General features: G+C 72.4%; 26 protein-coding genes. 12 read left to right on the plus strand and 14 right to left on the minus strand.

What is annotated here, in order from left to right; all coding sequences use genetic code 11:
- From F9B16_RS01350 to F9B16_RS01365, 4 genes are all read left to right on the plus strand, one after another.
- A partial coding sequence (locus F9B16_RS01350) for a hypothetical protein (RefSeq protein ID WP_225991244.1) occupies positions 1 to 312 on the plus strand: 312 nt, incomplete at its 5' end.
- Positions 309 to 1,271: a TAXI family TRAP transporter solute-binding subunit gene (locus tag F9B16_RS01355; protein WP_151537948.1), complete on the plus strand. Its 963-nt coding sequence runs from the start codon at positions 309 to 311 to the stop codon at positions 1,269 to 1,271. The genes F9B16_RS01350 and F9B16_RS01355, both read left to right, overlap by 4 nt.
- On the plus strand, positions 1,268 to 1,996 hold the full coding sequence (locus F9B16_RS01360) for a dienelactone hydrolase family protein (protein ID WP_151537949.1): 729 nt from the start codon (positions 1,268 to 1,270) through the stop codon (positions 1,994 to 1,996). The genes F9B16_RS01355 and F9B16_RS01360 overlap by 4 nt, the downstream gene beginning before the upstream one ends.
- Before the next feature lie 5 nt (positions 1,997 to 2,001).
- Positions 2,002 to 3,093 carry an alcohol dehydrogenase catalytic domain-containing protein gene (locus F9B16_RS01365; protein ID WP_225991260.1) on the plus strand — a complete coding sequence of 364 codons (1,092 nt, stop codon included), beginning with the start codon at positions 2,002 to 2,004 and terminating at the stop codon, positions 3,091 to 3,093.
- A 58-nt stretch (positions 3,094 to 3,151) separates the two neighbouring features.
- Here the strand turns inward: F9B16_RS01365 and F9B16_RS01370 are convergent, their stop codons facing one another.
- From F9B16_RS01370 to F9B16_RS01390, 5 genes are all read right to left on the minus strand, one after another.
- The gene (locus F9B16_RS01370; protein WP_151537951.1) at positions 3,152 to 4,414 is read right to left on the minus strand and encodes an MFS transporter; all 1,263 of its coding nucleotides are present in this window, start codon (positions 4,412 to 4,414) and stop codon (positions 3,152 to 3,154) included.
- Positions 4,415 to 4,539: 125 nt separating this feature from the next.
- Entirely contained in the window at positions 4,540 to 6,081 is a 1,542-nt protein-coding gene (locus tag F9B16_RS01375; protein ID WP_151537952.1) for an FAD-dependent monooxygenase, read from the minus strand.
- Positions 6,078 to 7,673 (minus strand): bifunctional 3-(3-hydroxy-phenyl)propionate/3-hydroxycinnamic acid hydroxylase MhpA, encoded by a 1,596-nt coding sequence (mhpA, locus tag F9B16_RS01380; RefSeq protein WP_151537953.1) that lies wholly within the window; start codon positions 7,671 to 7,673, stop codon positions 6,078 to 6,080. Before mhpA ends, F9B16_RS01375 begins: the two co-directional genes overlap by 4 nt.
- A 4-nt stretch (positions 7,674 to 7,677) precedes the next feature.
- Positions 7,678 to 8,604 (minus strand): VOC family protein, encoded by a 927-nt coding sequence (locus F9B16_RS01385; RefSeq protein ID WP_151537954.1) that lies wholly within the window; start codon positions 8,602 to 8,604, stop codon positions 7,678 to 7,680.
- A 38-nt stretch (positions 8,605 to 8,642) separates the two neighbouring features.
- A complete protein-coding gene (locus tag F9B16_RS01390) occupies positions 8,643 to 9,488 on the minus strand; it encodes a fumarylacetoacetate hydrolase family protein (protein ID WP_151537955.1) in 846 nt (281 codons plus the stop codon).
- 85 nt (positions 9,489 to 9,573) lie between these two features.
- Between F9B16_RS01390 and F9B16_RS01395 the strand changes: the two genes are divergently transcribed.
- The gene (locus tag F9B16_RS01395) at positions 9,574 to 10,302 is read left to right on the plus strand and encodes a FadR/GntR family transcriptional regulator (RefSeq protein WP_151537956.1); all 729 of its coding nucleotides are present in this window, start codon (positions 9,574 to 9,576) and stop codon (positions 10,300 to 10,302) included.
- Between the two features lie 237 nt (positions 10,303 to 10,539).
- On the opposite strand, the gene F9B16_RS01400 is transcribed toward F9B16_RS01395, so the two are convergent.
- The 5 genes from F9B16_RS01400 to F9B16_RS01420 all read right to left on the minus strand — a co-directional run bounded on the left by F9B16_RS01400 (position 10,540) and on the right by F9B16_RS01420 (position 14,715).
- Positions 10,540 to 11,403 (minus strand): thermonuclease family protein, encoded by an 864-nt coding sequence (locus F9B16_RS01400; RefSeq protein ID WP_192808555.1) that lies wholly within the window; start codon positions 11,401 to 11,403, stop codon positions 10,540 to 10,542.
- A gap of 141 nt (positions 11,404 to 11,544) precedes the next feature.
- A complete protein-coding gene (locus F9B16_RS01405) occupies positions 11,545 to 12,042 on the minus strand; it encodes a pyridoxamine 5'-phosphate oxidase family protein (RefSeq protein ID WP_151537957.1) in 498 nt (165 codons plus the stop codon).
- Positions 12,043 to 12,136: 94 nt separating this feature from the next.
- On the minus strand, positions 12,137 to 12,775 hold the full coding sequence (locus F9B16_RS01410; RefSeq protein ID WP_151537958.1) for a DUF805 domain-containing protein: 639 nt from the start codon (positions 12,773 to 12,775) through the stop codon (positions 12,137 to 12,139).
- 186 nt (positions 12,776 to 12,961) lie between these two features.
- A complete protein-coding gene (locus tag F9B16_RS01415) occupies positions 12,962 to 14,047 on the minus strand; it encodes an L-type lectin family protein (protein WP_151537959.1) in 1,086 nt (361 codons plus the stop codon).
- Between the two features lie 158 nt (positions 14,048 to 14,205).
- Positions 14,206 to 14,715 (minus strand): hypothetical protein, encoded by a 510-nt coding sequence (locus F9B16_RS01420; protein WP_151537960.1) that lies wholly within the window; start codon positions 14,713 to 14,715, stop codon positions 14,206 to 14,208.
- Positions 14,716 to 15,158: 443 nt separating this feature from the next.
- Here F9B16_RS01420 and F9B16_RS53485 point away from each other — a divergent pair, with 443 nt between their 5' ends.
- Positions 15,159 to 15,290 carry a hypothetical protein gene (locus F9B16_RS53485; protein ID WP_264159662.1) on the plus strand — a complete coding sequence of 44 codons (132 nt, stop codon included), beginning with the start codon at positions 15,159 to 15,161 and terminating at the stop codon, positions 15,288 to 15,290.
- Positions 15,291 to 15,311: 21 nt separating this feature from the next.
- Here the strand turns inward: F9B16_RS53485 and msrA are convergent, their stop codons facing one another.
- Positions 15,312 to 15,821 (minus strand): peptide-methionine (S)-S-oxide reductase MsrA, encoded by a 510-nt coding sequence (msrA, locus tag F9B16_RS01425; protein ID WP_151537961.1) that lies wholly within the window; start codon positions 15,819 to 15,821, stop codon positions 15,312 to 15,314.
- Positions 15,822 to 15,903: 82 nt separating this feature from the next.
- Positions 15,904 to 17,238: a cytochrome P450 gene (locus F9B16_RS01430; RefSeq protein WP_151537962.1), complete on the minus strand. Its 1,335-nt coding sequence runs from the start codon at positions 17,236 to 17,238 to the stop codon at positions 15,904 to 15,906.
- Positions 17,239 to 17,361: 123 nt separating this feature from the next.
- Between F9B16_RS01430 and F9B16_RS01435 the strand changes: the two genes are divergently transcribed.
- Positions 17,362 to 18,015, plus strand: a complete 654-nt coding sequence (locus F9B16_RS01435; protein WP_192808557.1) for a TetR/AcrR family transcriptional regulator — start codon at positions 17,362 to 17,364, stop codon at positions 18,013 to 18,015.
- A 75-nt stretch (positions 18,016 to 18,090) separates the two neighbouring features.
- Here the strand turns inward: F9B16_RS01435 and F9B16_RS01440 are convergent, their stop codons facing one another.
- A complete protein-coding gene (locus tag F9B16_RS01440) occupies positions 18,091 to 18,276 on the minus strand; it encodes a hypothetical protein (protein ID WP_225991245.1) in 186 nt (61 codons plus the stop codon).
- Between the two features lie 83 nt (positions 18,277 to 18,359).
- Between F9B16_RS01440 and F9B16_RS01445 the strand changes: the two genes are divergently transcribed.
- Together F9B16_RS01445 and F9B16_RS01450 are read left to right on the plus strand one after the other, a co-directional pair.
- Positions 18,360 to 18,875: a hypothetical protein gene (locus F9B16_RS01445; RefSeq protein WP_151537964.1), complete on the plus strand. Its 516-nt coding sequence runs from the start codon at positions 18,360 to 18,362 to the stop codon at positions 18,873 to 18,875.
- A 178-nt stretch (positions 18,876 to 19,053) separates the two neighbouring features.
- Positions 19,054 to 20,313: a hypothetical protein gene (locus F9B16_RS01450; RefSeq protein WP_151537965.1), complete on the plus strand. Its 1,260-nt coding sequence runs from the start codon at positions 19,054 to 19,056 to the stop codon at positions 20,311 to 20,313.
- A gap of 16 nt (positions 20,314 to 20,329) precedes the next feature.
- On the opposite strand, the gene F9B16_RS01455 is transcribed toward F9B16_RS01450, so the two are convergent.
- Positions 20,330 to 20,731 carry a nuclear transport factor 2 family protein gene (locus tag F9B16_RS01455; RefSeq protein WP_151537966.1) on the minus strand — a complete coding sequence of 134 codons (402 nt, stop codon included), beginning with the start codon at positions 20,729 to 20,731 and terminating at the stop codon, positions 20,330 to 20,332.
- 124 nt (positions 20,732 to 20,855) lie between these two features.
- On the opposite strand from F9B16_RS01455, the gene F9B16_RS01460 reads away from it, so the two are divergent.
- From F9B16_RS01460 to F9B16_RS01470, 3 genes are all read left to right on the plus strand, one after another.
- Positions 20,856 to 21,452 (plus strand): sigma-70 family RNA polymerase sigma factor, encoded by a 597-nt coding sequence (locus F9B16_RS01460; RefSeq protein WP_151537967.1) that lies wholly within the window; start codon positions 20,856 to 20,858, stop codon positions 21,450 to 21,452.
- Between the two features lie 76 nt (positions 21,453 to 21,528).
- Positions 21,529 to 22,410, plus strand: a complete 882-nt coding sequence (locus F9B16_RS01465) for a crotonase/enoyl-CoA hydratase family protein (RefSeq protein WP_151537968.1) — start codon at positions 21,529 to 21,531, stop codon at positions 22,408 to 22,410.
- 144 nt (positions 22,411 to 22,554) lie between these two features.
- Positions 22,555 to 23,235, plus strand: a complete 681-nt coding sequence (locus tag F9B16_RS01470; RefSeq protein WP_151537969.1) for a GAP family protein — start codon at positions 22,555 to 22,557, stop codon at positions 23,233 to 23,235.
- Position 23,236 lies beyond the last annotated feature (1 nt).

Below are 23,236 nucleotides of genomic sequence, written 5' to 3' on the forward strand. Positions count from 1 at the left end.
GGCGTCGACCTGGGCGAGCGAGGCGTAGGCGTAGGTGCCGAGCGGTTCGTCGACGAACCCGGCGACGGTCGCGGCGGCGGTGCGGCCGCCGGGCAGCCGGAGGGTGACGCGGTCGCCGGCGCCGACGGGCGGCTCGAATCCGCGCTCGCCGGCGCGCGCGGCCGGTTCGTGCTGGTCAAGCCCGACCGCTACGTCGCGGCCGTGTTCCCGTCCGCCCGCGCCGCGCGGGTGCGCGACGCGCTGGCCGGCTACTTCGACATGGCCGGCCACTTCGACACGGTCGGCCACTTCGACATGGAAGGCACGTCATGACCCGTCCGCCCGAACCGAAGATCGACCGGTCGCTGACGCTGCACCTGCGCGGCGACTGGGGCGCCGCCAACCTGCACCGGGTCTGCGGCTGGATCTCCCAGGAGCTCACCGACCGGTGCGGCCCGTACACCCGGGTCGCGATCTGGAACAGCCGAGGCTACGCCGACGCCGTGCGCGCGGTGGGGCGGGGCGAGGTGGACGTGGCGTTGACGACGCCCGCCGCGTTCGCCACCGCCGCCCTGGACGGCCGCGGCCTGTACACCAAGGAGGCGTTCCCCGAACTGCGCGCGCTCGGCGTCGTCCCGCAGCGGGACCGTCTGGTCGTGGGCGTCCGCCGGACGCTCGGGATCACGTCGTTCGCCGAGCTGCGCGAGGCGAAGCCCGCGCTGACGCTCGCGACGTCCGGCCACGACAGGGAGAACCACGTCGGCGTCGGCGCACACGAGCTGCTGACCCGCTCCGGCGTCGACGTCACGGGCTGGGGCGGGACGATCCTGGCCGACGAACGCCCCTGGGAGACGTTCGCGCACGTCCTGGAGGGACGCGCGGACGCCGTCGTCCACGAGGCCGTCATGCTGCCGCACTGGCAGGAGTTCGGCGGCGACCTCCACTTCCTGGAGGTGGAGCAGGACGTCCTGGACGGCCTGTGGGCCGACTACTCCTGGCCCGCGGCGACCGTCGAGGAAGGCCACTTCCCCGGCTGCCCGCGCTTCCGCACGCTCGACTTCTCCGACTTCCTGGTGCTGACCCGCTCCGACCTGCCAGCCGACGTGGCGTACGCGATCGCGTGGGTGCTGGGCGAGACCCGCGAAGTCATCGAGCGGCAGTACCGCCACCTCCCGCCGGAAAAGAGCCCGGTCACCTATCCCCTCGACCCGGTGGCGATGGGCCGCACGCCCGTCCCGCTGCACCCCGGCGCCGCCGAGTACTACCACGCCCTGCCGCAAGGAGAGTCATGACCGAATGGATCACCGTTGAGACCGCCGACGGGCCGATGCGGGTCTACGCCGCGCGGCCGGACGCCCCCGCCGACCGGGCCGTGGTCGTCCTGCAGGAGGCGTTCGGCGTCAACGACCACATCCAGGACATCGCCCGCCGGTTCGCGGCGCGCGGCTTCCTGGCCCTGGCCCCCGACCTGTTTCACCGAACCGGCGTAGCCACCCTCGGCTACGACCAGCACGCCGAGGCGATGCCGCTGATCGGCGCGATCGGCCCGGACGCGATCGTCACCGACGTCGGCGCCGTCGCCGACCACCTCTCCGGCGTCGAAGGCGTCTCCGCCGATCGGACCGCGGTCGTCGGTTTCTGCTTCGGCGGCCGCGCCGCCTTCACCGCGGCCACCGCGATCCCGGGGCTCGCCGCGACCGTCGTGTTCTACGGCCCGGGGATCGCGGCGGGCCCGCACGCCGTCCTGGACCGGGCCGGGACGATCGACGCGCCGATGCTGCTGCACGTCGGCGCCGAGGACCCAACGATCCCCGCCGACCAGGTGAAGGCCATCGACGCCGCGCTGCAGGACGCGGGCGCCGACTTCGACCAGCACGTGTACGAGGACGCCGGGCACGCCTTCGCGTGCGACGCGCGCCCCCACATGCACCGGTCCGGCGCGGCCGAGACCGCGTGGGAGCGTACGCACGCGTTCCTCGACCGGCACCTGCCCTCGGCCGCCGCGGAGGCCCGGTGAAGACGATGCTCGCCGCGCGCGCCGACCGCGGCTCCGACGCGCTGCAACTCCTCGAGATCCCCGTCCCGGAGCCGGGGCCGCTGGACGTCCTGGTCAAGGTGGCCTCCGCCGGGCTCGCGCCCGGCATGATGCGGCTGCTCGCCATGGGCGCGTTCCGGCATCTGCCGACCACCCTCGGGCACGAGGCCGCCGGGACGGTCGCGGCCGTCGGCGAGAAGGTCACCGGCGTCGCGGTCGGCGCCCGGGTCCGCGTCCACCCCAACCTGACGTGCCGTTCGTGCCGGTACTGCCGCACCGACCGCGAGATGATGTGCGCCCAGCAGGCGATGATCGGGCACGCCGCGTTCAGCGACGTGCCGATGCCGCTGTACGACGCGTACCACGACGGCGGGCTCGCCGAGTACGTCCGCGTCCCGCACTGGCTGGTCGACCCGCTGCCGGACGCGGTGGGCTTCGACGTCGGCGCGAAGGTGCACGACCTCGCCAACGCCGTCCGCGCCCTCAAGCTCGCCGGCCTCACGCCGGGCGCGACGCTCGTCGTCACCGCCGCGACCGGCACGATGGGCACCGCGACGATCGCGCTGGCCCGGCACTTCGGCGTGGCTCGGCTCGTCCTGGTCGGGCGCAGCGCGGAGCGGCTGGAGGCGGTCCGCCGCCTCTCCGCCGGCGTCGCCGCCGACGTCGTCGCGCTGGACGGGCTGCCGCCCGGCTGGGACGAGAAGCAGGGCCTCACCCGGGCGCTGCGGGACCTGGTGCCGGAGGGCGCCGACGCCGTCCTGGACTACGTCCCGCACGGCCCTGTCACGCTGCAGGCCACGGCCGCGCTCGCCACCGGCGGGACGCTCGTACACATGGGCGCCAACCAGGCGCCGGTGACGCTCCCGATGGCCGAGCTGATGCGGAACTGCTGGCGGATCGTCGGGACGCGCGCCTGCACCCGCACCGACGCCGAGCAGGTCCTCGGCCTCCTCGGCGGCGGCGCGCTGGACGCGGCGGACCTGATCACCCACCGGTACCCGCTCGCCGACGCCGCCCGCGCCGTCGAGGCGATGCAGACCCGGACGGAACCGATCTGGATGGCCGTCGTCAACCCCTGACACCACGCGGAAAGGCCGGCCCGGTGCGACGCGCACCGGGCCGGCCTTTCTCATCCGGTCAGGGGACGACGGGCGCGGTCTCCTGCGCGGCGGCCCGCTTCTCCGGCGCGGCCGGCAGGACGCGGGGCAGTGCCGCGATCAGGGCCGCGCCGAGGACCGCCGGGATCATGAAGGCGAAGAACCCCGCCTTCGGCGAGGTGAACAGGTCGGTGGCCACCGCGACGTACGACGGGCCGGCGACCGCGCCGAGCCGCCCGACGCCCAGCCCGAACCCGAGCCCGGTGCCGCGCAGCCGCGCCGGGTAGAACGCCGTCATGCAGGCGATCACCATGTTCTGGCCGCCGAGCGTGCCGAGCCCCGCCAGCGCCGACACCGCCAGCAGCAGCACGTGCGGCTGCGGGGTGCTCAGGACGAACAGCGCCACCGCCGCGAGCACGAACCCGCCGAGCGTGACCGGCTTGAGGTGGCCCCGGTCCGCCACGACCGACCCGCCCAGGCTCCCGGCCGTCGCCCCGACCGTGAAGGCGATGGTGAACTCCAGCGACGAGCCCAGGTCATAGCCGGACTTCATCATCACCGCGGGCAGCCAGGCCGTGGTGCTGTAGACGAGCGCCATGCTCATGAAGGACGCGCACCAGAACAGGACGGTGGCGCGGCGGCTGCCGGAGGTGAACAGCTCGGACAGGCGCGTCCGCTCCCGTCCGGGGCCGCCGCGTCCGGGCCCGCGGCGTCCGGCGGGCGCGTCCTCCTTCATCCGCCAGATCACCGGCACGAGCAGGACGGGCAGCGCGCCGAAGAGGAACAGCCACTGGAAGTGCAGGTCCGGCAGCAGGAGCCGGCCGAGCACGGCCGACGCGGTGCCGCCGACGCCGATGGCACCGAGCGCGATGGTCAGATGCAGCGTCCGCCGCCGCGGCGGTGCGGCGTCGGTGACGTAGGCGCTGACCAGCGGCGCGAGGGCGCCGATCCCGACGCCGGTGCAGAACCGGGCGGCGGCGAACAGGCCGAGGGACGGCGCGAACGTCGCCGCCGCCATCGCCGCCGAGATCCAGACGACGGCGGCGGTCAGCGGGACGCGGCGTCCGCGCCGGTCGGCGGCCCAGCCGGCGAGGACCGAGCCGAACGGCATGCCGAGCGCGGTGACGCTGCCGAGCATCCCGAGGGTGTCGTGGGTGGCGCCCCACGGCCTGTACTGCAGCAGGCTCGGCCCGACGGTGCCGATGGCGAACACGTCGTAGCCGTCGACGAACAGGATGAGGCAGGCGAGGACGAGGACGCCGGCCTGCCGCCTTCCGGCGGCGGGTTCTGGGGTCGCGGACATCGGATCTCCTTACGCAGGGGTGGGTACACGCGGGGTTCGGAAACGGACAGCGCAGGAGCAACCGAACGCAGCGTTGACGGGGCGCCCGGCCGCGAGCCGGGCGCGTCGACGCGTCTTCGGGCGTGTCAGTCGAGGTGGCCGACCGCCCGCCGGAGGATCTCCGGCGGGGAGGCGGGGACGTCGCCGGTCCAGGCGACGTGCTGGTCGGGCCGGACGAGACGGAGGCTCGTGGTGTGCGGGTCGTCGAGGACGTCGAGCGGGACGCCGAGGTCGGCGGCGGCCTTGGCGAACGCCGCGGCGCCGGTGGCGGACGGGTTCGCGATCAGGGTGAAGCCGCGTCCGAGACGGTCGTAGAGGGAGTCGCCGGGGGCGAGCCAGCGGTGCGGGAGCCGCCCGCCCGCGTCGCCGGCGACGATCGGTGAGCCCTGGTAGGTGTAGCCGAGGACGAGGTCGAGGCTGTGGAACTCGGCGTCCTTGGTCCGCTGCACGGCTTCGGCGACGGCCGGGCGGGCGGCGGCGAACTCGGCGTCGGTGCCGGCCAGCCGCCGGTCGGCGAGTTCGGGGGCGAGCGTCGCCATGTTGCGGGCGGCCTCGGCGATGGTCCGCGCGGCGACGGGCCGGCGTTCGGGCTCGTAGCTGCGCAGCAGCGTCCCCGGCGCCCATCCGGACAGGACGGCGGCGAGCTTCCAGCCGAGGTTGACGGCGTCGCCGATGCCGGTGTTGAAGCCGTGCCCGCCCCACGGCGGATTGAGATGCGCGGCGTCGCCGGCGAGGAAGATCCGGCGGGTCCCGTACCGCTGCGCGAGCAGCATCTTCGCCTTCCACGGGTCCGTCGCGACGATCTCGGCGTCGACGTCGGCTCCGACGAGCCCGCGGACGATCCCCAGCGGGTCGGCGCCTCCCTCCTGTTCGGTGACGCCCTGCGCGATGCACCACCAGGTGTCGCGCAGGTCGAGCCGGCCGACGAGCCCGGGACGGCTCGGATGCAGGACCCAGTAGTGCACGGCGGGCCCGTGCGGCACGCGTTCGGCGAGGCCCGGGGCGCGGAAGACGATGTTGAAGTTGGGGCGTGCGTCGGCGGTGCCCTCGTAGGCGACGCCGATGGCCTCCCGGACGGTGCTCCAGGCGCCGTCCGCGCCGATCAGGTAAGCGGCGCGGACCTGTTCGGCGGTGCCATCGGGTGCGGTGACGGTCGCGGTGACGCCGTCGTCGTCCTCCTGGACCGCGCTGACGGTGCGGCCGGTGAGCAGCCGGGCGTGCCGCGAGCGGGCGGCCGCTTCCCGCAGCACCTGCTCGACCGCCGGCTGCGGGATCTGCTGGCCGGGCTCGGCGACCAGGTCGTCGCCGGCCAGGTCGAGGCCGAAGCAGCCGTGGAACCGCGTGATCTCGCGGCCGAGCAGCCCGGTGGTGAACACGGCCTGGTCGGACCAGGCCACCGGCAGGGCCGCCCGTTCGCGCACGGCGCCGGCGAGGCCCCAGCGGCGGAACAGCTCCATCGTCCGCGCCGAGGTCGTCTTGGCGCGCGGCCGCAGCCACGACACCTCCTCGCGGGGCTCGACGACCAGCGACCGGACGCCGTGGTGGGCGAGTTCCAGAGCAGCGGCCAGACCCACCGGGCCGCCTCCGGCGATCAGCACCGGTACGCGGTGCGGCGTTTCGTCCGTCACGAGGCGCGTCCTCCCCCGGTCGGAACGCGGAGCCGCGTCCTCAGTTGGCCGATGACTTCGTGCAGTTCAGCCGGGTTTTCCGCGGCGCCGAAGAGGTAGAAGTCGGGGCGGATCACGGCGGCGATGTGGTTGTGCTCCCTCATGTGCGGCAGGTAGGCGTTCTCGGTGTCGGCGTACCCGTCGGCGGGTGCTCCGGCATCGTCCGGCGAGTGGAGCGGGACGAGCACGGCGCCGATGCGCCGGAGGAACTCCCGATCGTCGCCGTCCAGCGCGTCGCCCGCGGCGGCGCCGTCGAGCAGGACGGTGAAGCCGCCTCCGGTGATCTCGTCCAGCAGCGCGGTCTTGCCCTGCCGGGTGACGCGGTGCTGGGGCGTGAGATGCCCGGCGCCGGCGCGGCGGAGCCCGTCCGGGCCGCGCTGGAGGACGCCGTCCCCCAGGACGGGCGGCGGGGTGGCGGGAAGGACGCGCGCCGGGTCCGCGCCCGCCGCGATCATGCGGTCGTCGCGGGCGGCGGCCTCGTCCTCGTCGAGGACGCAGATGACCCGGCCGAGCGCCATCGACATGCCGATCGCGTGCTGGACGTGCTCGCGGCGCTCGGTGGTGTAGGTGTCGAGCAGGCCGGGCCCGGCGACGCCGCGCAGGACGAGGTCGAGCTTCCAGGCGAGGTTCATGGCGTCGCGCATGCCCGAGCACATGCCCTGGCCGGCGAACGGCGGCATCTGGTGGGCGGCGTCCCCCGCGATCAGCAGGCGGCCGTCGCGCCACCGCTCGGCCCAGCGCGCCTGGAAGGTGTACAGCGCGTGCCGTTCCAGCGTGGTGTTCTCCGGGGTGCGTCCCCAAGGCTCCAGCAGGCGCCACGCCGATGCGAGGGTGTTGAGGTCTTCGGGGCTCTCCCCCGGCAGCCGCATGAACTCCCAGCGGCGGCGCCCCGGCCCGCCCGACACGATCGTGGTGGGACGGGCCGGATCGCACAGCTGCCAGTTCATGGGCGACCATTCCCGCTCGTCGCGCGGGACGGTGTCGACGATGAGCCAGTCGAAGAAGAACCCCAGGTCGGTGACGTCCGTGCCCATCCGGTCGCGGACGAAGCCGTTGGCACCGTCCGCGCCGACGACGTAGCGGGCGTGGAAGGTGGAGTCGCCGCCCTCGCCCGCCCGGGCGGTGACGCGTACGCCGTCGCCGGTGTCGTCGAGCCCGGTGGCCTCCAGGCCGCGGCGGACGGTCACGCCGGGCAGTTCGGCGACCGCGGCGGTGAGCACGGCCTCCAGCTCCGGCTGGGAGAAGAAGTTGGCGACGGGCCAGCCGCTGGGGCCCGTCCCCGACCAGTCGATGCGGACGAGGGTGCGCCCGTGCCGGTTCCGCCATTCGTAGAAGTCGGGCACGGGCTCGGTGACGCCGCGGACCTGCTCGGCGACGCCCGCCGCCTGGAAGATCCGGCCGATCTCGTCGTCGAAGTGGACGGCGCGGGGCAGCGGATAGGGGCGCGGGCGCCGCTCCAGGACCAGGACGCGGTGCCCCGCGCGTCCGAGCAGCAGCGCCAGCAGCTGCCCGACGGGCCCGAAGCCGACGATCGCGACGTCGTGCTCGGTCACGCGGTCACCGTCCCGCGCCGTGCGTGCCGGTCATGAGCTCGGCGAGGTCGTCGGGGTGCAGGAAGGACGGGGGCGGCGGCGGGCCCCAGTTGAACAGCCCCTTGGCGCCTTCGAGGGTCTCGGGCGTCCAGAGCTGGTCGTCGACGATGCAGTCGAGGTCGGAGTAGTACTCGGAGAAGTTGCCGGCCGGGTCCTTCAGGTACCAGAAGAAGTTGGAGCCGGCGTGGTGGCGGCCGAGGCCCCACACGTGCCGTTCGGGGTGGCCCTCCAGCATCGCCGACGCGCCGCGCCCGACCTCGTCGATGTCGTCGACCTGCCAGGACGTGTGGTGCAGGAAGCAGACAGGCGCGGCCAGGACCAGCAGGTTGTGGTGGTCGGTGGAGCAGCGCAGGAAGACGCCCGCGTCCTTGATGATGTCGCTTGTGCGGAAGCCGATGCCGTCGCGGAAGAACGCGGTGGTCGCGGCGAAGTCGGTGGTGGCCAGCACCGCGTGGCCGAGCTTGCGCGGCCGCACCGGCTCCTCGCGCAGGACGCCCGGCGCCCGGGTGCCGGTCCGCTCGAACCGTCCGGGCCCGTTGTAGGGCGTGGGCGGGACGGGCTCCTGCCGCAGCCTTGGCGTCACCTCCACGACGGCCCGCACGCCCGTGACGGGTTCGACCGCGGTGAGCGTCGTCGCGGACCGGTCGCAGGCCACGCCGAGCCGGTCGAGGCGGGCGGCCGCCGCGCCCAGGTCGTCGGGCGAGTCGGCGCCGATGTGCATCTCCACGAGGCGGCGGGCCGGGCTCGGCACGATGCGCAGCTGGCGCCCGCCGTCACGGGTGCCGAACCAGCCTCCCGTGTCGGGCCGGAGCCCGAAGTCGGCGTAGTAGTCCGCGGTCTCGGCGACGTTGGGGACGCCGATGGTGACCGAGATCAGGCGGTGCAGGGACATGGTGTCTCCTCGGCTTGAGGGGTGGGAGCCGGAGGCGGTCAGGCGGGGACGAACCGCTGGCGCAGCTCGCCGATGCCCTCGATGTGGCTGACCAGCTCGTCGCCCGGGGCGAGCCAGCGCTGCGGGTCGCGGCCGAGGCCGACGCCCGCCGGGGTGCCGGTGAAGACCAGGTCGCCGGGCAGCAGCGGCAGCACCGCCGACAGCCGCGCGACCAGCAGCGGGACCGAGAAGATCAGCTCGCTGGTGCGGCCCTTCTGCACCTCCTCGCCGTTGATCGCCGACGTCAGCTCCAGGTCGTCGGGATCGTCGAACTCGTCGGGCGTGACGACCCACGGCCCGGTCGGCGCGAAGCCGGGGAACGACTTGCCCAGGCTGAACTGCGGGGCCGGCCCGGCGAGCTGCGTGACGCGCTCGGAGACGTCCTGGCCGGCCATGAGACCGGCCACGTGGTCCCAGGCGTCGGCCTCGGCGACGTCGCGCGAGTGCCGCCCGATCACGGCGACCAGCTCGACCTCCCAGTCGGTGTGGCCGCCCGGCGGCAGCGTCACCTCGGTGACCGGGCCGGTGATGCTCGTGACGAACTTGGTGAACACCGGCGGCAGCCCCTCGGGCGCGTCGAAGCCCGACTCGGCGGCGTGCTCGCGGTAGTTCAGCCCGATCGCGAAGACCTGCCGCGGCGCCGGCACGGGCGCGTCCAGCTCGGACGGCTCGACGGGGACGCCGTCCGGCAGCGCGGCCGACACCGCCCAGTCCCGGAAGCCCTCCCAGTCGGCGTAGACGGCCTGCGGATCGGCCCCGAACCTGCCGCCGCTCGCCTGCTCGACGTCCACCGCCCGGCCGTCGCGCACGATGACCAGCCGCCCGCCGAGGTTCCCGATCCGCATCCGCACTCCCTAATTCAGCATGATGATTAGGGCGATAATGCATGCAGGTCTCGTCGGGCGTCAAGGGATCGGCCTGCTAATGTGCATGACGAATTCAGCAGAGGAGGACCGGGTGCCCGTACACGCCGACGGGACGGCCGGCACCGGCCGCGCCGAGCAGGCCGCCGACCGCATCGCCGAACTGGCCCGCGCCGCCGAGCCGGGCGCGCGCCTCGGCACCAAGGGCGAGCTGCGGGCGCTGTGCGGGGTCTCCGTCTCCACCTTCAACGAGGCGCTCCGCCTGCTGCAGGCCCGCGGGCTGGTCGCGGTCCGCCCCGGCCCCGGCGGCGGGCTGTTCGCCGCCGAGCAGTCCCCCATGGTCCGGCTCGGCAACTCCATGCTGGCGCTCGACGCCGAGCAGACCTCCGTCGCCGAGGCCATCCGGATCCGCGACGCCCTCGACCCGCTGCTGATCGAGGACGCGCTGTGGCACGCGTCGCGCGCCGACATCGGCGAGATGCGCGAGATCCTGGACGACATGGGCGCCGCCGCCGCCGGCGAGGACGCCACCGCCTTCGTGCACGCGAACTGGCGGCTGCACGCCCGGATCGCCGCGGTCAGCCCGCACGTCCTGCTGCGCTCGCTGTACGCCAGCCTGCTGGACCTCATCGAGGCCCACACGCGGTCCGTCCAGCCCGACGGCGAGCGTCCCCTCACCCCGTACCTGAAGGAACGGCACGAACTGCACGCCGCCCTGGTCGACGCCATCGCCGCGCACGACCGCGAGGCCGCCATGCGGATCATCCACGACCACAGGACCACCGGCTCCCTCTAGCCGGCGCGGCCCCGTCCGCGCCTGCCGGCCCCACGGCGTTGCGAGCCTCCTCGCCGCGGGGCCGGGCATCCCGAGATCGACCACTGCCGCGCCTCTCGTCGCGCACTTTCGCGCAGCCTACACAGTCCCGCATTGCGTTACCAGCGTCCCGAATATCAGGACTAGGCGAGGCGGGTGCTCAACAGGCCCAACGGCACGCGGTGAGGCGGGCGACGCCCGGTCGGGTCGGGTCCGGGATCAGCCTTCGATGAAGATCAGGTCGGTGATGGGTTTGGTGAGCCGGACGGTGTCGCCGGTGACCTCGATGACGGTGTCGAACCCGGTCGCGTGGGCGTCGGAGATCACGTACAGCCGGTCGTTCAGGGTGGCCATGTACGCCTTGAAGCCGGCGAGCGAGGGGTCGCCCGGGGCGAGGGCGTAGTACTCGGCGAGACGGCGGAACAGCTTGGGCATGATGACCAGCCGCTCGGACAGGTCCTGCTGGGCCTGGATGCTCGCACCGCCGGTCGTGGCGTCGGAGCCCCAGATCCCCGTCTTGGCGGAGCGGGCGGCGTCGGCGGCCTCGGTCAGCGTCGCGCGCAGGTCGGGATAGAGCTTGCTGTAGAAGGTGGGATAGACCAGGCCGTCCGCCAGCAGCCGGTGGTTCACGCTGGTCTTCAGCAGCGCGGAGTCGGTGAACACCGGCTGCAGGTCGGGACGGTCGGTGTCGCCGGCGAAGGCGAACGCGACGGGGCGGCCGTACTTGTCGCCGAACCGGGTCAGGACGTACCCGGGCGTGGCGTCCGGGGTCGCGCCGGTGACGACCTCACCGTCGCGCACCACGTCGCTGAACCCGATCAGCTCCAGCAGGCGGGCCCCGGCGGCGTGCGCGAACTCCAGCGGCTGGTGCATGGTGTGGCCGCCGTGCCCGGGCGGCGTGTAGTGGGTCTCCAGCGCGTCGATCGCGTCCAGCCGCAGCTGGGCCGCACCGCTCGCGCCCAGGCGCACGTTCAGGTGCAGCCGGGTGAACGCGTCCGGGGCGCTCGGGAAGAAGTGCACGGAGTCCCCGTCGGGCTGGCTGTGCACGATCCGGTACTGGCCCTTGATCAGATACAGCGACACCGCGCTCTCCTCACGGCCGACGACCTCGCACCACGAGTCAAGCAGTGATCGGACGGCTACGCACCGGCCCTAGCCGGTGTCGGCCACAAAATCGACCGCGCATTCTCCGCTTATCGCATTTGGCGCCATTTCAGGGTCTTTTCAGGCCCGCTGGCGTTCGGCCCGCTCGCGGACCAGCTCCTCGACCGCGGAGGGCAGGGTGGTCTCGAAGTCGATGAGCTTCACCCACGTCGGGGTGATGACGATCCGGACCATGCCGTCGTAGAGCGAGCGGACCTCGGCCTCCCACTCGACGCGCTGCTCGGGCGTCATCTCGTAGCTGCCGTTCATCTGGAGGAACTCCTCCGGGATGCCGTCGACGACGTCGAGCTCGGCGCGTCCCCGGATGAGCAGGATCTTCGGCGGGTGCACCTCGGTGTCGATCGTCAGCGCGACCTCGGGGCGCTCACGCAGGGAGCGCAGCTTCGGGGCGTTCTTGGTGGTGCACAGGACGATCTCCGAGCCGTTCCAGGTGAACGAGATCGGGACGTTGCGGGGCGTGCCGTCGCCGGCGACGTAGGCGAGGCGGGTCAGGTCGCGGGCCAGCAGCTCCTGGCTGATCGGGCGGTTGAGGATCTCGGTGATCTCGTGCTGTTCCATGGTCGTCGCTCCTGTCTCGGCGTCCGCGAGCGGGCCGTTCTCGGCTACTCGTACCCCTGGGACGGAGCCGGTCGCGGGTTCTCGACATCCGCGGCTACAGGATTTCTCGATCCGTTTCCGGGGCGGACGCGCGGCCGGGCGGCACCGCTTCCATCGCGTCCATCAGTTCCTCGACGCGCCCGTCGAGGACCTCGTACATGCGCCGGCGGAACCTTATGTCGCCCAGGTTCTCGCGCTGGCCGGACAACCGCATCAAGTCGTCTTGCACATCCATCGATGCCTCGTTGCCGTACACCACGGCCAGAACCGTATAGCCCGCAGCCAGGTACGATTCGCCGCTCTTCTCGTATTGGCGGCCCAGTTTCCGGTACGCCTTCGCGACGGCGGTGTTGTCGCCGGGCCGTCCGTACCGGTTGGGGCCGAGGGTGCCGGGCAGGCAATAGAAGATCATCAGAACGAGACCGCCGTACGGCACGAACGCCATGAGGAGCCAGAGCGCGCTGCGGTCGCTGTCGTGGAGCCTGCGCGCCGCCGCGCCCAGCGTCGGCAAGGCGAAGAGCAGCGGCCAGGCCGCCATTATCGCCCAGAAATGGGAGACGGCACCGATGAAGACGCAGAGCATCGAGAACATGGCGGAGGCCAGGACGAGGAACCAGAACTCGGAACGCGAGGCCCTTCCCGACCACACAAAGGCCCGGCGGAACCCGCGCTTGACCGCCATGTCCATGTTCATTGCTTTGTCCTCCGCCGCTCAAGGTGGAGGCATCGTAGGTTCGCTCCGCCGGGACCGGTCCCGGCCCCGGTCTTGCGGGCCACCCCTTCCGTCGGCCGGGGTGACCGTGGAGCCCGCCCGGAGCGGCTGCTGGTCGTGGTGGGCCTGGCCGGGCACCGCGGCCGCGCCGGCGCTCAGCGGGCGGGTTCAGTTCGCGGGGTTCGACCGCACGGTGAGGTGCCGGATGAGCTGCACGTCGGTGAGCGGTCCCGTGGACGCGGCGAAGCCGAGCCTGACGGTGTCCGGGACCGGATCGGGCGCGCGGAATCGCAGCACCCGCTGGAAGCCGCGCCCGTCCTGGAAGTCGATGTCGACCGTCGCCATCGGCTCCGGCGGGGACGTCACGGCGACACGGACGGTCCTTTTCGCCGGTTCCAGCAATTCTTCGGCCCGTTGGGGCGACGCTCCGGAAGGCATTCTCTCCAGATCGCCGTGAAGCCGGCCGGGAAGCGTCGACGGCCAAAGGCCTGCGTTCGTCGCGTTCCCTGCCGTGGCGGCGAGCAGGCAGTAGCCGTCGTTCCCGTCGCCCGGACCGCGGACGCTCACGATATTCGGGCCGGGAGCGGGTCTCCGGAACTCCGTTCCGGCCGGAGAGCGCCGCTCGCAGCCGTTTCCGCGCCTTTCCCCGTCGCCGAAGTAATCTCCCAGCACGTCGAGCCCGATACCGAGATATCCGCCGCCGACCCCCGGGACGAACCGGCCGTCGGTGCTGCCGTCCGGCAGTTTCTGGGCGTAGCCGAGGCTTCCGCCGAACGCGCCGGGCGTGGTGAGCCGCGCGGCGCCGTCGGTAAGGAAGAACGAGATCCCGTCCGCGGGTGAACGCGTGGTGTTCCCGTACTGCCACTGCTCGAAGGTGACCTCCAGCCCGTCCCGGGCCGGGATCGGCGAGTCGAACAGCGCGGCGCCGGTCTCCTCGACGTGGGCGTCGGTGAGCTGCAGATACCCGTGCGTCGCGGCGTCGCCCGGGGGCACGGGGCCGGCCGGATCCCGGCGGCACCCGCCCAGGGGATGGTTCGTCGCCTCCGCCGGGGCCGCGCCGCGTGGCGCTCCCGTCAGGCAGGCCGACCCGTACCCGACGAAACGCGGGTCGGCGCGGGCGCCGGTGAACGGCTCGCCCACCAGCACCTCCCCCGGCTCCCGGTGCGTCACCGAACCGGCCCCGGCCGAGGCGGCGGCCGTCGTGGCCGCGGCGGCCGCGATCGCCGCGGCGACGCGAAGCGTCCTGTTTCCCATATCGCCGACTCCCCCGCGCGAGTTCTCGCCGCCGCTCACCACCGCCATATGATCACGAATTCGCCCGGGACGCCGCATATTGCCTTACTTATGGAGATAGGCAAGGCCGATCATGACGATAACGCGTGTCATCCCATCGGATGGTCACATAGTCGCATTCAGAGGTTGGAGGCGACCAGGCCCGCGAGGCAGACGGCGCCCAGCACCGAAGCCGCGCCCGCCGTCAGGTAGCGGACGAGCCGTCCCGGGACGCGGCCGGCGAGCAGATAGGTCAGCCCCAACGGCATGGGGACCAGGAAGAGCAGCCCCAGGGTGGGCAGGATCAGTGCGGACAGGCGGCCCTTGACGTCCGCGGGCCGGGCCCGCTCGCCGTCGGGCTGGAGCTGCGCGCGGAAGCTCTCGCCCTCGTCCGACTCGGGAGGCAGCCCCACGGTGCGGGCGGGCGTCCCCCGGTCGTCGGGGACGAAGCGTCCGCGGCACTCGGTCTCCGCGTCCTCGCCCGAGCCGTGCTCGACGCAGCTCTCCACCGTCGCCGTGCCGGGCTCACCGGTGAGGCCGAACGCCAGCCGGGCGTCCGAGAGGCCGAAGAGCAGGGGGAGGAGGGCGACGGCGAGCCAGGCCACGATCGTGACGAGGGCGCCGGCAGGGCTCGTTCTCCGCTGTGACATGCGTGTCCTTCGTGCAAGGGGGAGCCCCGGCACTCGCTATGACGCACGCGGGAGCTATCTCGTTCGCACCCTGCCCTGCCCGTCTCCGTCCGGACGCCCGCCCGGCGCGTGGCACCCGGCATTCCCCGGGATGCCCCGGCCCGGTCATGTGTGCGATCTTCTAGGGGCCGGCCGCCGCGCACGCGGCGCTCCCAGGCCCGCGACACGGAAGGACGGCGACGTGTCCGACTTCGATGACCTGGTGTCGGCCGAGCGGCGCAGGCTCGACGAGCAGGCCGCGGCGCGGGCGGCGGCCGAGGGCGCACGGCGGCACGGCGAACTGCCCGAATGGCAGCAGGTCGTCGCGCGCATCCGGGAATTGCTGGCGGCTTCGGCGCATCACCTCGAAGAAGCCGGTGTACCGGCCGTTCCCGTCCTGGAGACGGGGCCTCGAAACCGGGCGCATGGGCCCCTTCGGCAAGGACGAGAACGGCACTCCCCTGCTGCTTTCGGGCAACCCCGGCGCCGGCGAGCCGCTGGATTCCTTCCTCGCGAAGGAGGTCGCCCGGCTCATCGCCGGGAACGGCGCGCGCTGACGCCCGCGCCGTCCCGTCGCATCAGGCTTCGGCGGTGCGCTTCGGCAGCCTCCAGCCGGGGCGGGGGAAGTGGCACGTGTAGCCGTTCGGGTACTTCTGCAGGTAGTCCTGGTGCTCGGGCTCGGCTTCCCAGAAGTCGCCGGCGGCGGTCACCTCGGTGACGACCTTGCCCGGCCACAGGCCGGAGGCGTCGACGTCGGCGATCGTGTCCTCGGCGACCTTCCGCTGCTCGTCCGAGGTGTAGAAGATCGCGGAGCGGTAGCTCGTGCCGATGTCGTTGCCCTGCCGGTTCAGGGTCGTGGGGTCGTGGATCTGGAAGAAGAATTCGAGCAGCGCCCGGAAGTCGGTCTTGTCGGGGTCGTAGACGACCTCGATGGTCTCGGCGTGGGACCCGTGGTTGCGGTAGGTCGCGTTGGGCACGTCGCCGCCGCTGTAGCCGACCCGCGTGGAGACCACCCCGGGCTGCCGGCGGAACAGCTCTTCCATCCCCCAGAAACAGCCGCCGGCGAGCAGGGCCCTCTCGGTTGCCATGTTCTCTCCCTCGTGTCCTCCGTCGATGGTTACAGCGGGCGCCGCCCCGGCGTTATTCCATGCCGGCGGAGGGGGCCGCCGCCTAGCCGGAGCGCACGGACGACGCGGTCGGCGGGGTGAAGCTGCAGGGCATGCGCTTGTAGCCGTTGATGAACCCGGACATGAGCCGGTCGGGCTCGCCGGCGGTGATGTCCGGCAGGCGGTCGAACAGCTCGCGGAACATGACGGTGATCTCCCGCCGGGCCAGGTTGGCGCCCAGGCAGAAGTGCGGGCCGGGTCCGCCGAACCCGACGTGCGGATTCGGCGACCGGGTGATGTCGAAGCGGTCGGGGTCGGTGAAGACCGTCTCGTCGCGGTTGGCGGACCAGTAGAACAGCGTCACCCGCTCGCCCTTGCGGTAGGTGTGGCCGTTCATCTCGTGGTCGCGGGTGAGGTTGCGGCGCATGAAGATGACGGGGCTGCTGTAGCGGACGATCTCCTCGACGGCCGCCGCGATGCGCCCGTCGAAGTCGGCCAGCAGCAGCTCCCGCTGCTCGGGGTGCTCGGTGAACAGCCGCAGCCCGTGCGCGATCGCGTTGCGGGTGGTCTCGTTCCCCGCCACGACCAGCAGCAGGAAGAACGCGGCGAACTCGCGCGGGCTCAGCCGCTCGCCGTCGACGTTGGCGTTCACCAGCGCCGACGTCAGGTCCCCGGTGGGCGTCGCCCTGCGCTCGCGGCCGAGCTGGGCGGCCAGCCGGTGCAGCCGCCATCCCGCCGACGCCACCGTGCCCAGCATGCGGAGCGTCGGCAGCCGCCCCATCTTCGGGCCGCCACCGCCGTACTCCACGGTGGCGCCGACGTACTCGGGGTCGCTGTAGCCGACGATGATGTTCGTCAGCTCCACGACGCGCCGGTGATGGTGAGCGGGAATGCCCAGCATGTCGCAGATGACCTCGACCGGGAGCCGTGCCGCGGCCTGGGAGACGAAGTCGCCGCCGCCGGCCGCGATCAGCTCGTCCACGATCCGGGCGGCGCGCCGGGCGATGTCGTCCTCGGCCTTGGCGAGCATCTTGGGGCTGAACGCCCGGGAGACGATCCGGCGGATCTTGGCGTGCCGCGGGTCGTCCATGTCGATCATCGAGTTGAAGTACTTGTCCAGCCAGCGGGGCATGTCCGCGGGGCTGGTCGCGCTGGGCTCGCTGCTGAAGATCTCCGGATGGCGGCTGGCCTCGGTGACGTCGGCGTGCCGGACCAGCGCCCAGGACCCCGGGCTCTGCGGGAGGAACGGCAGCTTGGGCAGGGTCAGGAACACCGGTTCCGGCCGGGCGCGCAGCTCCGCGAACGCCCGTGCGCGCTCGTCCAGCGGCCGGGCCCAGAACCGCAGATCGCTCGGGTCGATGTCCGCCGGTGCCTGCTGTGGGGGGTTCTCCGTCGCCACCGGCCTCACGCTCCCGTCTCGCCGCGGCCATGATTTCTGGTGAGGCAGTTCACCAGAAATATTCGGTGTTCAGCGTCCCCAGATTCGCGGGCGGAGTCAAGGGATGCGGCACAATCGGGAACCGTGACGCCCCGGACACCTCGCGCGCGCCCCTACGGCGGCGTCCCCGCCGACCAGCGCCGGGCCCGCCGCCGGACCGCGCTGCTCGCGGCGGGGCTGCAACTGCTCGGAACGCAGGGGCTGGCGGCGACCACCGTGCGGAAGGTCTGCGCCGAGGCCGGACTCAACGACCGCTACTTCTACGAGAGCTTCCCCGACCGGGACGCCCTGCTCCTGGCGGTCGTCGACGACCAGGTCGACCAGGGCACCGCCGTGATCCTCTCCGCCGCCCGCGAGGCCCCCCGCCACCCGCAGGCCCGCACCCGCGCCGTGGTGACGGCGGTGTTCGACTTCCTGACCACCGACCCGCGCCGCGCCCACATCCTCACCCGCGCGTTCCCCTCCTCTCCCCTGCTCCAGCAGCGGCGCGTCGAGATCGTCCGCAGCCTGGCCGCCATCTTCGCCGCCCAGGCCCACGCGACGCTGGACCACGTCCCCGTCTCCGGCACCGACCTCGAACTGACGGGCCTGACCCTCACCGCCGGCCTCTGGGACCTGTTCACCGCCTGGTTCCGCGGCGAGCTGGACATCGACCGCGACCACCTCATCGACTACACCGTCGCCCTGGTCCTGACGACCACCGACCTGGCCGCCCCCCTCCACCACCGCCTCCACTGACCGTTGCAGGCCGGCGCAGGCGGTCGCGTGCTCCCGCGGAGAGCCGGGCGCCCAGCCCGCCGCGCGCGACCAGCGTCACCGGCAGGCCCGGCCGGTATTCGGCGATCTCCGTGCCGGTCTCGATGCCGCGCCTGGGACGCCGCGGTCGCGGGCCCCGTGGCCGCCGAGCGCGTACAGCAGCGTGTTGTAGCCGAGCTCGCCGCCGCCGTCGGGGGCGGCGACGGTGACCCGGGCCACGCGCAGCCGTGTGGCAACGGTCATGCGCGGGTCGCGGGAAAGCGAGAGGATGTCGGCGGTCGTGAAATCACCTATCTCGTTTCGCTGACCGGAGGGATTCCATTCTTATGGCCGAGGAGATTCAGACGGCTCTTTCCAGCAGGATCCGGTCAGCGGTCTTGTCGAGCTGGCTGGCGGCGCTGCTGATCGTCGCGACCTTCCTGCCGTGGCTGTCGACGACGCAGACTCCGAAGGGCCTGGGCGACACTCTCGAGACCTCGCGCAGCGTCGACCTGTGGCGTCTGGTGGAACCCGCGGCGTCGAACCATGTGCCGGGGACCGCCCGCGTGGCCGCCGCCCTGATCGCCTGCGCGGTGGCGGTGATCGTGTGGGTGGCCGCCGAAGGCGCCGCCCATCGTCAGACCGTCGTCGCGGCCTGCACCACCACCGCCGCGGCCGCGGTACAGGGATATCTGGTCCATAAGGTGGCCGACAATGCCGACCTGTACAGCGGTCACGAGGACACTGACGCCGACAGCGTCGTCCATCATGTTCATATCGCCGTCGGTATGTGGGCGACGCTGGGCCTGCTGATCATCGCCATGCTCGCGTTCATCGGCTTGTACTTGGGCGGTGAACGCTGACCGAGAGCATTCCGCTTCGGGCGTCGGCGGCTCCGTTTCGCGGCGGCCGGTTAAGGGGCCTTCGCCTCCTGCTCAGGCCGGTACCGGCCTCGGCACCCGATCTTCGTGCCGTCCCGGCACCGCCGGCTTTATGATCTTCGTCGCCGGGTCGCCGGCGGGGAGAGGGACGGGATGTTCAGTGACGGCACCGCAGGATGAGCTGCAGATCGCGTACCGAAGCCGCACCGTGTGGTTCTGGTCCGCGGTCTGGCCGGTCGCCCTCGCGCTGAGGTGGTTCCTCGGCGGGGACGCCGCGGGGCCGCTGGACCTGTGGTTCCTCGGCATCGCGCTCCTGGAGGCCAACGCGGTCATGACCGCGCTGCGCGCCAGGCGCGGCCTCACCCTCACGGCCCGCGAGGTCATCTGGCACAAGTACGAGATGCGCCTTTCGTGGGCCAACGTGACGGCGGTGGAGCAGAGCGCCCGCCGGGACGGCACGCGGCTGGTCGTCCGCGTCGGCGAGCCCGACCAGGCACTGGAGGAGGTGGCGTTCCCGGCCCGCCTGGAGGTCCGCGCCGACCTTCGGCGCTTCGGCGCCCCGGTCGTGCTGCGCGCCGGAAGCCTCGCGCGCCCCGCGGCGGAGGTCGTCGAGATCGCCGAGCGGCTGCGGCGCGAGTACGAGCCGCCCTCGGGGGTCATGAGGCTCTCGACCGGTGCCGTCTCGCCGGAACGGGACCGGGCCCGGCGGTCCGCTCGCCTGTGGGTCAGGCTGGCGAGCGCCGGCTTCGGCGTGCTGCTGGCCGCCGTCATCGTCAGCATCACGGCGCCGGCCCCCGCCCCGCAGCTCACCTTCGCCTTCAAACGGACCACCGGCCCGGGTTACATGGACCAGACCCTCATGATGAACAACTACGGGTCCACGGCCACGGCGCCGTCCCTGACGTTCGTTCCGCTCGACTGGACGGGGCACGTGCTCCCCGGCGTCACGGTCCGGACCGCGTACGGAAGCGACCGCGGGCTGGTCGTCCTGCCGCCCCGCTCGACCGGCGCCGACGTGCTCGCCTTCGACGGTCCCGGCTTCCGGAACGTCGCCGACGTCCGGGTGACCGTGCGGCACCAGGAGCACCCCAAGCAACCGGCGCACGCCGCCGGTGAACTGCAGGCGCGCCGGTTGATCGGCACCGGGTACACCGAGGCCGGCCAGGACTTCGACACCGTGGTCGTGCACAACACCAACGGCGTGGCGGTCTCCGTACGTCTGGTGTGCATTCTCTGGGAGGACCCGCCTCCCGGCGCCGCCCAGCAGATGGTGCGCAGCCTCCCCATCGGCGGGCTGATCTCGATGGCTCCCTACGCCAAGATCCGGGTTCCGGTGACGGAACCGGTCCGGAGCCTGGCCAGAAGCTGCGGAAGCGTCAAGGTCTACTACTCGCGCTCGACCGATCTGGTCAACGTGTAGGCCGCGTCGTCGCGGGTCAGAACATTCCGTGCGGGTGAAGCACGTCGTCGGGGACGGGTTGAACGACGTCCCAGTGCTCGACGATCTTGCCCACGTCGACGCGGAAGAGGTCGACGGTGGCGAGGTCGCCCTGCGGGGCGGCCACGTGGGTGTGTACGGCGACCAGGTCGCCGTCCGCGAGGACGTGCTTGGCCTCCACGGTCGCGTCTCGCAGGTGGGCGCTGCCGGGCCCGCTCAAGAAGTCGGCGAACGCCTGGCGACCGGACTGGATGGCGGGGTCATGCGCCACGCGCGGGTTATGGGAGACGAATTCGTCGCCCAGCAGTTCGGTGAAGCCGGCGATGTCGCCCGCGCCGAACCGGGTGACGGCCTCCATGACGAGCAGCCGGTTCTGGTCGGTGCGTAGGGTCGATGCCATGTCACGCCTTTCGGGGTCGGTGATCCGTATGCACCCGGTGAGACGGATGCGGGTCCGCCGGCGTCACGCGTGACGCCGACGCCCCCTGGACCGTCTTGTTGATGAGGTCCCTACGGGAGGTGCAATGGACACAGCGGGCGAACTGTTCGAGAGGCACCGGGCCGCGCTTTCGGCCGCGGCGTACCGGATGCTCGGCAACCGGGCAGATGCCGACGACGTCCTTCAAGAGGCATGGCTTCGCTGGAGCCGGGTGGATCACCGTTCAGTCGCGGACCCGGGCGCGTATCTGTTCCGGCTGGTGACCCGCCAGGCGATCGACGAGCTTCGCAAGATACGGGCGCGCCGGGAAGTGCCGGCCAGCGGGGATCGGCCGTCCGAGCCGGGCGTCGAGCCGCGTCCGGTCGACGCGGTGGCGGCGGGCGTGCTGGTCGTCCTGGAGACCCTGGCCCCGACGGAGCGCGCGGTGTTCCTACTGCACGACGTGTTCGGCTTCTCGCACGCGGAGATCGCGGCCATCGTCGGACGCACCGAACGGGCGGTGCGGCAGATGGCGTACCGGGCCCGGCGGCACGTCCGGGCGCGCCGTCCGCGGTTCCGGCCCACGCCGGCCGAGCACCGGGCGACCACCGAACGCTTCCTGGCCGCCGCCGCGCTCGGCGGCGACCTGGCGGGCTACGGCACGGCCTGCGCCAGGGAGTTACAGAGCTTTCGCCACGTGTAGAACTTCTGTAATGTCACCGGGGCGGCATCGCCTGCCGGGCGCCGGCGGGTTCCCGCACTGACGGACAGGAGTCTGCATGTCGACGGTCTTGTACGAGAGCCGGGATCGCAAGGCGTACCTGACGCTGAACCGGCCGGAACGGCTCAACGCCATCGACTTCGCCATGCCCGGGGACCTGGCCGCCGCCGTCCGGCGGGCGAACCAGGACCCCAGCGTGCACGTGATCGTCCTGCAGGGCGCCGGCCGCGCCTTCTGCTCGGGATACGACCTGAAGATCTCCGCGGAGGACGGCCAGGGGACGCAGGGGTCCGGCGGCGGCGACCCGGTCTGGGACCCGATCCAGGACTACACGGCGATGAAGTCGTTCACCGACGACTACTTCTCCCTGTGGCGGTCGCTCAAGCCGACGATCGCGAAGGTGCACGGGTTCGCGGTCGCCGGCGGGAGCGACATCGCGCTGTCGTGCGACCTGGTGGTCATGGCCGACGACGCGCGGATCGGGTACATGCCGGCGCGAGTCTGGGGCTGCCCGACCACCGCGATGTGGGTCTACCGGCTGGGCGCCGAACGCGCCAAGCGGATGCTGCTCACCGGCGACACCATCGACGGACGGCAGGCGGCCGACTGGGGCCTGGTCCTGGAGTCCGTGCCCGCCGACGACCTCGACGGCGCGGTCGAGGCCCTCGCCGACCGCATCGCGGGCGTCCCGATCAACCAGCTCGCCATGCAGAAGCTCATGATCAACCAGGCGTACGACAACATGGGGCTGCACGGGACCCAGATCCTCGCGACCCTCTTCGACGGCATCACCCGGCACTCCCCCGAGGGCCGCTGGTTCCAGGAGTTCGCCGCCGCCCACGGCTTCCACGAGGCCGTCAAATGGCGCGATTCCGGCCGCTGGATCCCCGACGGCGGCGGCCCCGTCCCCGACGCGGCCGACCTCGACCGAGAACCCTGATCCCGGATCCGGGCCCGGCAGGACCTGGACGGCCGCCCGCACGAGCGCCGGCCGGCAGCGGCGTGCCTCGGGTGCGGTATTCGGCTTGATCAAATTGGGTACTCCGACAGTCCGGCGACCATAACGGGCTGGTTCGGGGGCGACATGGGCGAGGTCATCGGGACACTGCTGCCATTGGCGATCGGGGTCGCGGTCAGCCCGATCCCCATCATCGCGGTCATCCTCATGCTGCTGGCGCCGCGCGCCCGCGCCACCGGCCTCGGCTTCCTGGCGGGCTGGGTCTGCGGCGTCCTCGCGGCGACGGTCGTGCTCCTGCTGATCGCCAACGGGCTGGGCATGACCGCCGCGTCGGGGCGGCCCAAGACCGGCGTCTCCTGGATCAAGCTGCTGCTGGGCGTGCTCCTGCTCATCCTCGCCGCCAAGCAGTTCACCGCCCGTCCCGACCCGGGAGAGCAGGCGGAGATGCCGGCGTGGATGAAGGCCATCGACACCTTCACGCCCGTCAGGGCCGCGTCCCTGGGCGTGCTGCTGTCGGCGGTGAACCCGAAGAACCTGATGATGTGCGCCGCGGCCGGAATCGCCGTCAGCCAGGGGCGGTTGAGCACCGGCGGCCAGATCGTGGCCGTCGCCGTCTTCACCCTGATCGCGGTGTCCAGCGTGGCGGTTCCCGTGATCGTCTACGTCGCCGACACCGCGCGCATGCGCCGGCCGCTGGACGCCCTGAAGACCTGGCTCGAACGCAACAACACCACGGTCATGTTCGTGCTGCTGCTCGTCATCGGCGTCGTCCTGATCGGCAAGGGCATCGGCGGCCTCATCGGCTGAC

This window comes from Actinomadura montaniterrae, assembly GCF_008923365.1.
Taxonomy (GTDB): domain Bacteria; phylum Actinomycetota; class Actinomycetes; order Streptosporangiales; family Streptosporangiaceae; genus Spirillospora; species Spirillospora montaniterrae.

Coding starts and splice junctions, on each gene's coding strand:
- F9B16_RS01355 (WP_151537948.1), top strand. CDS start 309: ATGACCCGTCCGCCCGAACCGAAGATCGACCGGTCGCTGACGCTGCAC.
- F9B16_RS01360 (WP_151537949.1), top strand. CDS start 1,268: ATGACCGAATGGATCACCGTTGAGACCGCCGACGGGCCGATGCGGGTC.
- F9B16_RS01365 (WP_225991260.1), top strand. CDS start 2,002: ATGCTCGCCGCGCGCGCCGACCGCGGCTCCGACGCGCTGCAACTCCTC.
- F9B16_RS01370 (WP_151537951.1), bottom strand. CDS start 4,414: ATGTCCGCGACCCCAGAACCCGCCGCCGGAAGGCGGCAGGCCGGCGTC.
- F9B16_RS01385 (WP_151537954.1), bottom strand. CDS start 8,604: ATGTCCCTGCACCGCCTGATCTCGGTCACCATCGGCGTCCCCAACGTC.
- F9B16_RS01390 (WP_151537955.1), bottom strand. CDS start 9,488: ATGCGGATCGGGAACCTCGGCGGGCGGCTGGTCATCGTGCGCGACGGC.
- F9B16_RS01395 (WP_151537956.1), top strand. CDS start 9,574: ATGACGAATTCAGCAGAGGAGGACCGGGTGCCCGTACACGCCGACGGG.
- F9B16_RS01405 (WP_151537957.1), bottom strand. CDS start 12,042: ATGGAACAGCACGAGATCACCGAGATCCTCAACCGCCCGATCAGCCAG.
- F9B16_RS01410 (WP_151537958.1), bottom strand. CDS start 12,775: ATGAACATGGACATGGCGGTCAAGCGCGGGTTCCGCCGGGCCTTTGTG.
- F9B16_RS01415 (WP_151537959.1), bottom strand. CDS start 14,047: ATGGGAAACAGGACGCTTCGCGTCGCCGCGGCGATCGCGGCCGCCGCG.
- F9B16_RS01420 (WP_151537960.1), bottom strand. CDS start 14,715: ATGTCACAGCGGAGAACGAGCCCTGCCGGCGCCCTCGTCACGATCGTG.
- F9B16_RS53485 (WP_264159662.1), top strand. CDS start 15,159: ATGGGCCCCTTCGGCAAGGACGAGAACGGCACTCCCCTGCTGCTTTCG.
- msrA (WP_151537961.1), bottom strand. CDS start 15,821: ATGGCAACCGAGAGGGCCCTGCTCGCCGGCGGCTGTTTCTGGGGGATG.
- F9B16_RS01440 (WP_225991245.1), bottom strand. CDS start 18,276: ATGACCGTTGCCACACGGCTGCGCGTGGCCCGGGTCACCGTCGCCGCC.
- F9B16_RS01445 (WP_151537964.1), top strand. CDS start 18,360: ATGGCCGAGGAGATTCAGACGGCTCTTTCCAGCAGGATCCGGTCAGCG.
- F9B16_RS01455 (WP_151537966.1), bottom strand. CDS start 20,731: ATGGCATCGACCCTACGCACCGACCAGAACCGGCTGCTCGTCATGGAG.
- F9B16_RS01460 (WP_151537967.1), top strand. CDS start 20,856: ATGGACACAGCGGGCGAACTGTTCGAGAGGCACCGGGCCGCGCTTTCG.
- F9B16_RS01465 (WP_151537968.1), top strand. CDS start 21,529: ATGTCGACGGTCTTGTACGAGAGCCGGGATCGCAAGGCGTACCTGACG.
- F9B16_RS01470 (WP_151537969.1), top strand. CDS start 22,555: ATGGGCGAGGTCATCGGGACACTGCTGCCATTGGCGATCGGGGTCGCG.